This window comes from Desulfonatronum parangueonense (assembly GCF_054656975.1).
Genome location: NZ_BAAHXH010000003.1, coordinates 4,560,416 through 4,573,202 on the forward strand (window position 1 = coordinate 4,560,416; position 12,787 = coordinate 4,573,202).

Below are 12,787 nucleotides of genomic sequence, written 5' to 3' on the forward strand. Positions count from 1 at the left end.
CGGCCTTCGCCGGTATGACTTACTTGGATACGGCATGATAAAAAAAGTCATTCCCGCGAAGGCGGGAATCCAGGTCATGCTTGCCTTAATTTTTTGGTAGCTACCTTTCCCGCTCTATCAAGCTGTGTAGTTACCGTTTTCCAACGTAAACCGTGGGCCGGATCATCCTTGTTTTCGAACTTGCAAAAAAAATCACCGGCTTGGCCATCACGCGGCAACCCCGTCCAGCGGCAGCTCGATCCGGAATTCGGTCCATTCTCCGGGCTTGCTTTGCACGCTGATCTCGCCGCCGTGGTCCCGGATGATGCCGTAGCTGACCGAGAGCCCGAGGCCGGTGCCTTCGCCGGTGCGCTTGGTGCTGAAGAAGGGATCGAAGATCTTGTCCTGGATGTATTCAGGGATGCCCTGGCCATTGTCCCGGATGGCGAAGGCCACGGTTTTTCGGGCCTCATGATACTCGGTCCGCAAGGTGATTTGGCCTTTTTTGCCGTTCATTGCCTGGCGGGAGTTCATCATCAGATTGAGAACCACCTGCTTCATTTTATGGACGTCCATGTGCAATGTCGGCAGATCCGGATCCAGGTGCAACTCCACGGAAAGTCCTTGTTTCTTGAATTGCTCGCTGACCATGACCAGCACCTCTTCCAGACACTGGTTGAATGAGGCCGGCTGTTTTTTCGTTTCCCGGCTGCGGGCGAAGTGGAGCAGGTCGCCGACAATCCTCTTGCAGTTCAGGGTCTGCTTTTCAATGGTGCTCAGATCCTTGAGGCCTTGCGGGTAGTCGGAAAGCTGCCGCTTGAGCAGTTCCACGTAACAGAGGATCACTCCCAGAGGGTTGTTGATTTCATGGGCCACGCCGGATGCCAGCTGGCCCATGGCCACCATCTTCTCGGTCTGCTGGATCTTTTGTTCCATATGTTTCTGGTCAGTGATCTCCTTGACGTAGCGGATGACGCTTTCCACTTCTCCCTGCTCGTTTGTGACCGGATAGCAGTGGACCTGAAAAATCCCCTGCTGCGCCGGGCATCTGCTTTCATAGACCACGGCCGTCTTGGTCTGCATAGCTGTTTTCAGTCCGCACTCCTTGCAGGGGCTGGCTCCGCTGCCGTGGATTTCAAAGCATCGGCGCCCGATGACATCTTCCGTGTTCACATCATAGCGTTTGGTGTAGGCCTTGTTGACCATCCGGATTCGAAATTCGCTGTCCATGAGCACCACCTGGTCGGTGATCCCGTCAAAAACGGATTGCAGCAGATCCTTGCTCTGGATCAGTTTTTCCATGTTCTGCAGGCTTTCCACGGCAATGCCCACCTGTCGGCCGATGGACAACAGCAGTTCCATCTGTTCCGGAGATACCTGCTTGCAGTCGACCCCGACAAAGGACAGCACGCCAAGAATTTCTCCGCGGCAGAGCAGCGGGATGTTCAGGTTGCCGGCAGCTCCGCGCCGTTCGAAACAGCTTGGCTGGCCCATTGCGGCCTGGGCTACGGCATCGATCAGCCGGTTTGGCCTGGCTTCCAGAACCGCGGGAACGATATGGCGCAAGGGGACCGCCACGGGAAGTTCCGCGGCGTTTTCCTGGTATGTGAGCACCAGTTGCTGGTGCGTCTTGTCGTAGAGATAGATGCCCGAACCCTGGGCCGGGAAGACCTGGAGGGTCCGCTGTTGCACCTGAGGCAGGATCTGGGACAGGGATTCGGCCGCGGTAGTCAATTCCGCCAGGGCATTGAGGGTCTGCAGTTCCTCTTTCCGGGCCTGGACCTTCTCCTGCAGCATCTGCTCGGATTGCTGCAAGGCCTTGGTTCTGCGGGCGACCTTGGCTTCCAAGTCCAGGGCATATTCCTTCAATTCCTGCTTGGTGCGACGCAGGTGCTCGGACATGCTCACCGCGGCTTCGGTCAGTTCCTGGATTTCATCCCGCGGATCCATGGGATTCGGTTTGGGCAGGAATTCCCGCAGGCTTTTCTCCTCGGCCTCTTCCCGGAAAATGTGCAACACGCCGTTCAGGTTGTTGACCACGGCCCGATTGAAGATAAAGGCCAGCAGCAGAAAAAACAGGATTGCTCCCAGAAAAAGCGAGAAAAAGACCGAGGCCGCCTGATCCCGGATCGCGGCCAGGGCCTTGTGCACCGGAATGCCCACGGCCATCACGCCGGCCAGATCGCCGGGCTGGTTCCAGAAACCGCGTTCCGTGCCGTACATGTCCAGCATGTCCTGGGGGGCGAAGGCTGGATCGCCGTGGCAACTCATGCAGGACTCCTCGAAAAAAACCGGCTTGAAGCGCATGAAATGCTGCTCCCCATCGACGTTCAAGGTTCCCTGCCAGTTCTGGCGATCCCGGTTGGTGTCGAAGTAGTTGATCATGGAAAGTTCCAGGTTGTTGGCCTCGGAACGGGGGTTGCGGGCGTTGCGCGCCACCCGCCGGTATTCATAATGGGGCAGAACCTGGTTGAAGTTGTCCATTACGGCCCGTCCGACATAGGAGGTGGACATGGCCTCGACCATGAAGAACTCGTTGCCGAATTCCCGGCTCATCCTGGGTCGCAGTTCATCCCGTACGTACTTCCGGCTGGCTTCCACGGCAGCCATGACCATCATGGTTTTTTCATAGGCATGTGCTTCCATCTGCGCCTTTTCGCGCAAATAGATCAAATGTGCGCCGGCGAAGCAGACCAGAAGCAGAGACAGGCCGGTGGCCACCAGAAATCTGGAGCGGAAACCCAATGATTTCTGAAAAAAATGACTTTTGCCGGGTCGACCTTCCTGACCGGCGGAGTTCAACTCGTGCATGGGAAAACCTCAATATTCCTAACTTGAAAGTAACTACTCAGCTCATCCGTGAAAAATCGGACTGGATACCGGCCTTCGCCGGTATGACTTAACTTGCAAAGAACGTGGTTATTATACGTCATTCCGGCGAAAGCCGGAATCCAGCTCTGGCGAGTGACCACAGAGTATGTGCTGAATAGTTACACTTGAACGGCAACACTTCTCGCCGGCTGAAGCCAGTCGACCAGGCAACAGCACCTGACAAGGCCAAATCGTAATTTAAAAAACAAAGTAACTATTCAGCAAACTCGTGCTGTTGCCGAGTTTGACACCGGTATCGGGGTCGGTGTCGGGGTCGGTATCGAAGCGAAGCCATGTGTAAGGGCAATACAATGTTTTCGATACCGATTCCGATACCGACCCCGATACCGATTATCGGAGTAAAAACTTATGCTGAGTAGTTACAAAACGAAATACCTGAATAATCCAAAAAATCTACCCGGCGACCCGGCAGCCGGGTGCAGAGGGAATGAATATTTTACAGGTGAGCCTGGGGGACAATGTGAAGGATATGCCGAACCATGTCAGCATTGCAATCTTGCGTTAGCAGTTTTGTGCTAACTGGCGTTAACGCTGTCAAGCAATGGTTTCTGTTTGAGACTGATCCAAATATTCTTTTGGCAATTTAACATTCTGTAATATTTGAAATATTGTGTTCGCAAGCGCTTTTGGTTTGGATCTTGCTTTAATGAGAAATAATTCACTCGCTTTGTGTGCAGCTCGCTCAATTCCGGTTTGCTCGGAACTCTCCGGAAAATGCGCGGGAGAACTGCATGAGTTGTCGCAATTATCCTTTAACTTGTGAGGAGGTTTGTGCTCATGGCGGAAAATCAAACGGATAATGTGGTTACCGAAACCAAAATCCCCATGACAACCCAGATGTACACCACCGAGGATTGGTGGGCCATCTGGCTGGCGGGCATCATTCTGATTGTTGCCATGATTGCGGCCATGGCCGCGCGCCCGAACGTCGAAAGCATGGCCGAATACCGGGCAATCATGGAACAGGAACAGGAAATGGCCGGCTTCCGGACCATCGCCTACACCGAAGCAGAGGCCAGGTTGAATGCCGTAAGGGCCCGTGACAGCGGTTTTTTGAAGACCATCAACGACTTGATGGCCAGGCCAGGTCGCTGGACCACCAATCCATTGGATTCCCTGTATCGCAGCGAGTCGGCGGCTGCTGAAATCCGGGCGGCCAATCAAGAGCGTCTGGAGCGGGCCACGGAGCGTTTGAACGTGGCTCGTGCCAACGCCGAGGAAGCGGAAGATCGGGCCAGGGAAGCCAACTTTCAGAATACACAGCTCAACCAGGAAGCCCGTGCCCTTCTCGGTGAATGGCGCGCTGCACGAAGCAGCCATGCCAGCGCCCGGAGCGCGGCCAACACTCAGCCATTCAACCGGATTCCCACCCTGCTGGGGTTGATGGTGGTCATGGCCTTGATCTTCTCCATCGGCGGCAAGTTCATGGGCTATAACCTGAAAACGTTCTTCATCGGCTTTCCCATTGTCTTCGGTTTGGCTGTGTTGTCCTACGTCATCGCCAACCAGCAGACTGTAAATGCCTATGGTTTTTCCTATGTTTTGTGGGGCATTGTCTTGGGCATGGTCATCTCCAATACGGTCGGCACGCCGAAGTTTCTGAAAAGCGCGGCTCAGACCGAGTATTTCATCAAAACCGGTCTGGTCCTGTTGGGCGCAAGCATCCTGATCAACCTGATCATCATGGTCGGTCTGCCGGGCATCTTCGTCACCTGGGTGGTCACGCCCATCGTGCTCATCGGAACCTACTGGTTCGGTCAGAACGTAATCAAGATGGAATCCAAGCAGTTGAACATTACGGTTTCGTCGGACATGAGCGTTTCCGGCGTGTCCGCGGCCATCGCGGCGGCGGCGGCCTCCCGGGCCAAGAAGGAAGAACTGACCCTGGCCATCGGCATGTCCATGATTTTCGTGGTGGTCATGATCTTCGCCCTGCCGACCTTCGCCAACTGGGTGGGCATGCATCCGGTCTGGGCCGGGGCCTGGATCGGCGGCACGGTTGACAACACCGGGTCCGTGGTCGCAGCTGGCGAGTTGATCGGTCCGGAAGCCATGTACGTGGCCGCGACCATCAAGATGATCCAGAACGTGATGATCGGCGTGATGGCCTTCGGCGTTGCCGCTTACTGGTGCTTGAAGGTTGAGCCGGATCGGGCCTGCGCCGCTGGTGCCGCCCCCATGCAGTTCACCGCCGCCGGCGCCCTGTCCGAAATCTGGTACCGCTTTCCCAAGTTCATCCTGGGCTTCATCGGTGCTTCGGTTATCTTCTCCGCCTTGGGCGCGGGCATGGGTGAGGATTGGGCGCAAGCCATGATCCGCAACGGGGTCCTGGCCTGGGCCAACGGGTTCCGTGACTGGTTCTTCGCCATCGCCTTCGTGAGCATCGGCCTGAGCATCAGCTACCGCGAACTCAAGGAGCCTCTGCGCGGCGGCAAGGCGCTGATCCTGTACGTCTGCGGTCAGGGCTTCAACCTGATGCTCACCGCCTTCGTGGCCTACATCATGTTCATGGTCCTCTTCCGCGACGTCACCGACAGGCTGATGGGCATGGGGCTGTAACCAATTGGTTCACATGAAGAAGGAAACATTGCCCTCCAACAAACAACAAACCGGGGACGGGAGACCGTCCCCGGTTTCCCGTCTGCGCCGTCTGTTGCGTCTCGGACTGGGCATCGCCCTGATCATCGGTTTCATCGGTTTTCTGAACAACCTGGAACGAGTGACCGGGAAAAGCGAGACCCTCGAAACGTTGCGGGAGCGGGACATCTATGTCGGAGCCTGGTATTGGGATAGTATTCAAGAGGTCTCGGAAGCCATGAGTTTCATGCGCGGAGCTTTAGGCAAAGGCGGCAAGAGAGACGATTGACGCGAAAACCGCATTCAAACCCGTCTTCCGGATGTGCTGACAGATGTTCTTGAGCAGCCGGAAACCGGCTACAGAGCGGCAAGCGGATAAAAGGTAACTTTTCAGTATCTATTCAGCACATCCAGCGTTCACTCGTCCATCTGCACTGGATTCCGGCTTTCGCCGGAATGACGTGTCGCAGCAAGCCGTTTCCACATCAGTCATACCGGCGAACGCCGGTATCCAGGTCTTCTTCTCGAATTTTGCTGAATAGATACACTTTTCAATAATCTCCAAAAACTGAGTATCTCCCGTGCCCGCTGATTCCAAATCCAAACTTCTAAAGACTCAGTCCAAGGCGATTCTGGCAGAGGAACGGGAATTTGCTTCCCGAGTGGTCTACTACCGACGCGCCCAGTCTGCCCCGGCTTGGTGGCACAATTTCATTCCCTTCAAGTTTCTGGTCGAGTATTTTGGTCGAAAAAAAGAGACGTCTCAATTCTCCCAAAAGCATCTGGGCTTCAAGGAAATGGCCTTGCGGGCGGCCGAGGAAGCCGTACGATCCGGCAATACGGAACGCTCTCGGCAGGCGATGAAAGGAGAGCTGCGGGAGTTCTGGATGCATGAACAGAAACTGGAGTCCAGAACTGTCTATGAAAACCTGTCGACCATGATGGATCTTTTGCTGGATCACTATCTTCGATTGTTGCAGACCGAAGAGCGGGAATATCTGTCCATGGTCCGTAAGGCATATCGTAATTCTGCCATCTACCAAGAGTTTTTGACCAGTATGGAGCAGGTTGAACACGCTATTGATAAGGGCTTGGTGGAGGCCATGGGAATGAACTGGCCTGATCCGTACATCCAGAGCAAACAGAAGGCGATCCGAGACGTCCGCAAACGGGAACTCGAAGACGCGTTCTGATTGAGCATGCATTTCCAAAAGAAAACCGTGCTCCAACTTGAAACACGGTTCCCCCGGATATTGACTTTCTCCGTCCTCGCCTTTCGTCTTCTGACTTCTGACTTCTGACTTCTGACTTCTGACTACAATCTTTCCCTCAAACCGCCTCTCCCTGAAAGAAAAATCGCAGTTCCTCCTCCCGCAACTCTGCCATCCGCTTTTCAATCCGGTTCATGACGGACCCCGACTCTTCCGAAGTATGGAAGTTTTTCCGCAGATGGTTGTTGATTTCATCCTCGGCCGCGATGAGTTTGTTGAGATAGTATCGATATGCACCGGATGATCCGTATGCACCGCGGATCAGTTCCTCCAGGGTGGTGCCCTGTTGACCAAGCATTTCACGGTAGTGTTCCTCCATGAGCTTCAAAACGATGATTTGTTTTTCGGCCAGTTCAATTTCTTGCTTGGACTCCAGCGGGACTTGGGGAAAATATTCTTCAGGACCATATTCCTGAACCTTCCCGGACTCGATATCCTTGACAGCCTTGTCCAGAGCCTTCTTTCTAGTGCCCAAAATATTATTCGCAAAATCATGTATTCCCTGCTTGTACTGGGAAATTTTCATCATGTGGTGGACGAAGAGAATCGGCAACAGGATCATCCAGACCGAAACTTCGGGTTTCTTGACCACGTCCTTGGCCAACCGGTAGGCGAACTGTTGTTCATGACCAAGGATGATGTCGTATTTTTCCTGTAAACTCAGTGGCAAAGGGAGTCTCCTTGGAAGGTGTTGAGGTGGGTTGTCGAGCCTGTTACACAAACTAAAGGATAGTCTTTTTCAACTGGAAAGGCAAAATTAGCGCCTTCACAGGCACAAATTGATTGTGCCGGAAGCTGGGACAAGCATGAACGGGGGTATCTTCATGGAAAGATCCGATCTGGATAAGGCAGGGCAGGACTCACTTGTCCGTAAAGTACGCCAATGGTGGGAACACAAAGTACTGTTGGACCCCAAGGACTGGATGCAGATCGAGGTGACGTCCAAATGCAATGCGGCCTGCGCGTACTGTCCCCGGACCGTCTACCTCGATCAGTGGCATGACCGGTTCATGCCCCTGGAAACCTTTCATCGTCTCCTGCCGGCTCTGAGCAAGACCAAACTGGCCTATCTCCAGGGGTGGGGCGAACCCTTTTTGCATCCGGAGTTTCCGACCATGGTCCGCCTGGCCAAGGAAGCCGGCTGTACCGTGGGCGTGACCACCAACGGCATGCTGTTGACCGAGAAACGACTGATTCAGGTCATGGATGCGGGATTGGACATTCTGGCTTTTTCCCTGACCGGGACGACCCCGGAACATAACGATCCGGCCCGGGCCGGAGCGCCCCTGGTCAAGGTGCTGGAGCGAATGGACATGGTCCGGCGAATCAAGCAGGAGCGGGACACTTCCAGACCTGCGGTGCATATCGCCTACATGCTGCTGCGTTCCGGACTGGACGACCTGGAAGGATTGCCTCGGCTGATGGTGGATCATGGCGCGGAACAGGCTGTCGTCAGCGTGCTGGATTTCGAGCCGGGCGTGGAACTGTCCGCGGAGGTGCTCGCGCCCAAAGATGAACAGGAACGCCATGCCCTGGAGGAGCGGTTCGCCAAATTGCGCGAAGCAGCCGCCCAACTGGGCGTGATCATCCACACTCCAAGCTTTGCCCCCAAGGGGGAAGACGAGCCGGTCTGCGCCGAGAACGTCCAGCGGGCCCTGTTCGTCTCCGCGGACGGGGAAGTCTCTCCCTGCGTCTACGCCAACGTGCCCGTGGACCATGCCGAATACGCCCGCCAAGGCCAGCCCGCGCCGTACAGTCGGGTGACCTTCGGCAACGTCAACAACGAACTGTTGCCCGCAATCTGGCGAAGCAAGCCATACGAGCAGTTCCGGGAAGGCCTGAACAAGAACCACCCCGCGGCCATCTGTCGGAATTGTCCGAAGCGGAAGAGGTGAATTTTTTCAGTACAGAAAACAGCGGGCGGGTTTCAATACTTCCAGTTAGGTTGCGGACATGGCCCATGTTACTTGATTTATAACTTCTCAGCAGAGCCAGAAAAAGACCTGGATACCGGCCTTCGCCGGTATGACTAGCGTGGGAAAGGCTTGCCCAGATACGTCATTCCGGCAAAAGCCGGAATCCAGTGCTGGAGAATGATCATGCACCGTATTTGCTGATTAGTTACCTATTCAGCAATAATACCGTTGTTGGCATCGAAATCGAAATCGAAATCGAAATCGAAATCGAAATCGAAATCGAAATCGAAATCGGTGTCGGTATCGGAGTCGGTATCCGAAGCGAAGCCAAAGTGGGGGGGACATCAAATGTTTTGCAAACCAAATCCGACCCCGACCCCAATACCGAGTACCAGAGAAAGAGCGTGTACTGAGTTGTTACATTTTCAGTTTTACAATCAACCGTGCAACCCCAGGAATACGTTTTGATCGCCATAGTATCCTTGTTGATCGTGATCTTTCTGTCGCTCCTCTTTACCCGGATCGCCAGCATTGCTCTCACACATACGGGCATGACCCGGGCCTCGGCCAGGTTTCAGGCCCGCTCGGCCTTTTCCGGAGCGGGCTTCACGACCGCTGAATCAGAATCCGTGGTCAATCACCCGGTGCGGCGAAAAATTGTCATGATGCTCATTCTCGCGGGCAATGCCGGAATCGTGGCCGCCATCTCCACTCTTATCCTGACGTTCGTCCAGGAGGGGGACGCTGCAAGCCTGACCCTCCGTATCGTCTCGCTTGTCACCGGAATCGTGCTTTTGTGGGCCCTGGCCACCAGCAGGTGGGTCGACCATCTGCTCGCTCGAGCCGTCACCAAGCTTCTGAAAAAGTACACTGCTCTGGATGTCACGGATTATGCGGATCTTCTTCAACTGACCGGCGATTACCGTCTGGCGGAGTTGAGAATTGAAAAAGGCGACTGGATAGAGGGAAAAAAACTCGCCGAGGCCAGATTGCGGGAGGAAGGCATCAATGTGCTGGGGATCAAGAAACCCGACGGGACCTATATAGGCGTTATTGGAGGGGATGACTCCATCGAGGAAGGGGACAGCCTGGTCATCTACGGCCGGATTCAAGCCATCAAGGACATAGACCAGCGCAGAAAGGGGAGGCAAGGAGAAATCAAGCATCAGCAGGCCGTCCAGGAGCAGGAGAAGATCGTCGGCGAGGAAAAGGAAAAAGCTTCCGAAAGCCCATGAGGGATGGTCAGGTATTGAAGAGATAGTTCCATTGCAAGGCGAGTTAACCAGCATTGTTGCGGGATGACTCTGTTTCCTCATCTTCATCATGGTTTGCCTGTTTTGGACGCCACCTGTCATTCAAATCCTGGAGTGAATCACTCGTGGTCAAAATGACAACTTCATCTCCCTTGCGAAGCGTGTCGTTCTCTTCGGCCAGGTTAAACTGCCCTTTGCGATAATAACATATCAATCTGGAATTCTTGGGAAGATCAAGTTCAGCTATGGACTTTCCTTTTTCCGCATCGACGATGAAGGTGAAAAATCTGGCATCTCCCTTGATCACCGTGGAAAGTTCCAGGATATCCATGCCCTCCACCATGTCGGCCAGGTATCGGCTGATGGTCCGAGAAGGCAGAATTGCATCTTTGAGATCCAGTTCAATGCTGATTTCCTCAAATTCAGGATCTTGAAGTTTTGGAATGACCCGCGCGAAGCCCAAGGTTCGACCAACCAGGCTTGCAATCAAATTTGTCTGGTCGCTGTCCGTCAGACAGAAGAGCACATCCGTCTGTTCTGGTCCTACCTCGCGAAGGATTTCGGGTTTTGTTCCGTCTCCCTTCAAAAAATCACAATCCAACGATTCGGAAACATCATCAATTTTCGACTGGTCATGTTCAATGATGACCACCTCATGACCCCTCGCCGTCAATAACTCCGTCGTCCTGATGGTGACTTCTCCGGCACCGACAAAAGCGATTCTCATCCCTGCAACCTCCTGCCAATCCATGTTTTCGGATAGACCATCACCAACCAGGCAAGGATTTCCAACCTTCCCAGGAGCATGTCCACGCAAAGGATTCCCTTGAGCAAAATCGGCATTCCTGAGTCGACCACGCCGACGGTCAATCCTACCGTTCCGGTGGCTGATACCACTTCGAAAAGGGAATCCATGGGATCATAACCCATCACCACGAAGGGCAGCCATGAAAAAATTATTACCAGTGCAAAGAGCCCGATAATGAGCAACGCTTCCTGAATTTCCGCGTCTTCAACTCGCTTGCCGGCCAAACTGGGGGTAACAACCGCATGTCTGGTGGCGGATAATTTTCGGAGAAGCAACCGGAGCAGGTTGAGCAACATCAGCAAGCGCAGGATCTTCAGCCCTCCGGATGTTGAACCGACACCGCCGCCCACAGCCATGGCCATGATCAGCACAAGCTTGGAAGCAGCATGAAATTCCGAAAGATCCGTGCTTGCAAAGCCTGCCGTGGACTGCGCGGAAAAAGCAAGGAGGGGAGCATGATACAATGCATCCAGCCACTCGGCATCCTGCAACGCGATCATGAAAACGCCAAGCAGCAGACTCGCGAAACCTCCCAAGACAAGGAGCCAGGCGAGTTGCAGACCATCCGTGGTGGGCTGCCTGTTCTTCAGAAACAGGCGGCGGTAGAAAATCAAGGGGATCGCGGCCAGGACACAAATCAGGATAACCGAGTATTGAGCGATTCCGCTGTCCAATGCGGCGAGACTGGCGTCATACGGCGCAAAACCGGCTGTGGAGACGGAAGCCATGATGAAGAGAACGGCATCGAATGGCCTGACTCCGAGGGCCAGCAACCACACGAGACCGACTCCCGTCAGGGTGGAATAGATGATCAGAATGTGGCGGGCGTGAATCTTTGTACCACCGACCAGGCCCTCATCCTTGGCCTCGGTGACGGCAAGTTGCTTCGTCGCGAGTCCTGGCCGGAAAAGCAAGGCGAGGGAGAAAACCAGGATTCCCAGTCCCCCATACCACTGCATCCAGGCCCGGGAAACCAGAAACGTTCGGGTCATGCTCTCCAGATCCGTCACCGTTGTGAGACCGGTGGTGGTGCTTGCCGAAATGGTTTCAAAGAGCGCATCGGAAAAGCTCAACCCGGAAGCCATCATGGGAAACGTCATCAACAGCGGGATGAAGAGAAACATCAGGGCCACCAGGACCATAGCCTCATTGACCTGCACCGCGCGTGGAGCCTGCATTTTCCCGAGAACTACGCCGCATGCCGCCAAGATTCCAATGACAATCGCATAGCGTATGGAGATATGCGTCTCACCATAGCCCAGCGATACCAGGAGCGGTAACAGGGTCAATACGGCAACGACGAGACAAAGCTGTCCAAAGTACTTGCCCAGGACCGTAAAGCGCACCGCATAGATAAGTCCGGCAGCCTGTTTCGACATGCGTCACCTCATCCTTGAAGAAAATTCCTTATTAGGATTGCATTCATGAAATATGGGCATTTTTTTGGAAATGCAATCCTAATTCCAGCAAACTCAGCTTGGGCTGGAAAAAGTCAGCTTTCAAGAATCATGGCAAGCATGTTCCGGATTCCCGCCTTCGCGGGATTGAGTGCGCCCCGTGATGGCGCTTTGTCAGGTGGTGCAAGTCCACCTTGGGGTATGGCACTCCCCGATGTCGAATGTAACTGCGTCACCGTGAGGTGGGGTGGAGAGCAACCGGAGACGAACTGGCGGTCCTTCAATAAGCCTTGTTTGGTTTGCAGTGCGAACGAGTCTTCCCATTCGTGACGTAGTCCGAAAATCGCCCTCACGCTGGCTGTGGCGTATGAAGCGATGAGGGAGCGGGCCTTTAATAGTCTGGGATTCAATGTTGCGTGGCTGGTTTGGATACTCCGAGCAGGCTGATACCAACGTTTCCATCGTCGAGGGTTTTGCAAAACGATGATTATGTTCGATGCTCCGGAAACATAAAGACAGAGCCGAGGAACGGGAAGATGCCTGAAAAATCATAAAAGCTGGCAGAATAGCTTTTTCACCAAGCTTGGGTTTTTCACCGTGAAAGAAGCCCGAGTCTTGGCAAGCCAATACCGATGAGGAAAGGACCGACTGGAGTTGTGTGCGGGAGAACCGCGCGTACGGTTCGGAGGGAGGG

The 12,787-nt window shown here is 54.3% G+C and carries 10 protein-coding genes; 6 read left to right on the forward strand and 4 right to left on the reverse strand.

All coding sequences use genetic code 11. The features are described 5' to 3' along the window. Positions 1–207: 207 nt before the first annotated feature. Positions 208–2,790 (reverse strand): c-type heme family protein, encoded by a 2,583-nt coding sequence (locus ACYQ15_RS20470; protein WP_459939320.1) that lies wholly within the window; start codon positions 2,788–2,790, stop codon positions 208–210. An 858-nt stretch (positions 2,791–3,648) separates the two neighbouring features. On the opposite strand from ACYQ15_RS20470, the gene ACYQ15_RS20475 reads away from it, so the two are divergent. The 3 genes from ACYQ15_RS20475 to ACYQ15_RS20485 all read left to right on the forward strand — a co-directional run bounded on the left by ACYQ15_RS20475 (position 3,649) and on the right by ACYQ15_RS20485 (position 6,641). Next, complete coding sequence (locus tag ACYQ15_RS20475) at positions 3,649–5,430, forward strand: YeiH family protein (RefSeq protein ID WP_459939321.1); 1,782 nt, start codon at positions 3,649–3,651, stop codon at positions 5,428–5,430. A 28-nt stretch (positions 5,431–5,458) separates the two neighbouring features. Next, on the forward strand, positions 5,459–5,737 hold the full coding sequence (locus ACYQ15_RS20480) for a hypothetical protein (protein ID WP_459939322.1): 279 nt from the start codon (positions 5,459–5,461) through the stop codon (positions 5,735–5,737). Between the two features lie 292 nt (positions 5,738–6,029). After that, positions 6,030–6,641 (forward strand): NF038143 family protein, encoded by a 612-nt coding sequence (locus tag ACYQ15_RS20485; protein ID WP_459939323.1) that lies wholly within the window; start codon positions 6,030–6,032, stop codon positions 6,639–6,641. Between the two features lie 136 nt (positions 6,642–6,777). Here the strand turns inward: ACYQ15_RS20485 and ACYQ15_RS20490 are convergent, their stop codons facing one another. Next, positions 6,778–7,389 (reverse strand): NF038143 family protein, encoded by a 612-nt coding sequence (locus tag ACYQ15_RS20490; protein WP_459939324.1) that lies wholly within the window; start codon positions 7,387–7,389, stop codon positions 6,778–6,780. A gap of 154 nt (positions 7,390–7,543) precedes the next feature. On the opposite strand from ACYQ15_RS20490, the gene ACYQ15_RS20495 reads away from it, so the two are divergent. From ACYQ15_RS20495 to ACYQ15_RS20505, 3 genes are all read left to right on the forward strand, one after another. Then, on the forward strand, positions 7,544–8,614 hold the full coding sequence (locus ACYQ15_RS20495; protein ID WP_459939325.1) for a radical SAM/SPASM domain-containing protein: 1,071 nt from the start codon (positions 7,544–7,546) through the stop codon (positions 8,612–8,614). A 188-nt stretch (positions 8,615–8,802) separates the two neighbouring features. Then, on the forward strand, positions 8,803–9,048 hold the full coding sequence (locus ACYQ15_RS20500; protein WP_459939326.1) for a hypothetical protein: 246 nt from the start codon (positions 8,803–8,805) through the stop codon (positions 9,046–9,048). A gap of 51 nt (positions 9,049–9,099) precedes the next feature. Then, positions 9,100–9,870 (forward strand): TrkA C-terminal domain-containing protein, encoded by a 771-nt coding sequence (locus ACYQ15_RS20505; RefSeq protein WP_459939327.1) that lies wholly within the window; start codon positions 9,100–9,102, stop codon positions 9,868–9,870. A gap of 43 nt (positions 9,871–9,913) precedes the next feature. Here the strand turns inward: ACYQ15_RS20505 and ACYQ15_RS20510 are convergent, their stop codons facing one another. Together ACYQ15_RS20510 and ACYQ15_RS20515 are read right to left on the reverse strand one after the other, a co-directional pair. Next, on the reverse strand, positions 9,914–10,615 hold the full coding sequence (locus ACYQ15_RS20510) for a potassium channel family protein (RefSeq protein ID WP_459939328.1): 702 nt from the start codon (positions 10,613–10,615) through the stop codon (positions 9,914–9,916). Next, positions 10,612–12,075 carry a TrkH family potassium uptake protein gene (locus tag ACYQ15_RS20515; protein ID WP_459939329.1) on the reverse strand — a complete coding sequence of 488 codons (1,464 nt, stop codon included), beginning with the start codon at positions 12,073–12,075 and terminating at the stop codon, positions 10,612–10,614. The genes ACYQ15_RS20510 and ACYQ15_RS20515 overlap by 4 nt, the downstream gene beginning before the upstream one ends. Positions 12,076–12,787 lie beyond the last annotated feature (712 nt).

What these genes read in the sequence shown, in the direction of transcription:
- ACYQ15_RS20515 (WP_459939329.1), bottom strand. Translation starts at nt 12,075, where the DNA reads ATGTCGAAACAGGCTGCCGGACTTATCTATGCGGTGCGCTTTACGGTC.
- ACYQ15_RS20470 (WP_459939320.1), bottom strand. Translation starts at nt 2,790, where the DNA reads ATGCACGAGTTGAACTCCGCCGGTCAGGAAGGTCGACCCGGCAAAAGT.
- ACYQ15_RS20495 (WP_459939325.1), top strand. Translation starts at nt 7,544, where the DNA reads ATGGAAAGATCCGATCTGGATAAGGCAGGGCAGGACTCACTTGTCCGT.
- ACYQ15_RS20510 (WP_459939328.1), bottom strand. Translation starts at nt 10,615, where the DNA reads ATGAGAATCGCTTTTGTCGGTGCCGGAGAAGTCACCATCAGGACGACG.
- ACYQ15_RS20475 (WP_459939321.1), top strand. Translation starts at nt 3,649, where the DNA reads ATGGCGGAAAATCAAACGGATAATGTGGTTACCGAAACCAAAATCCCC.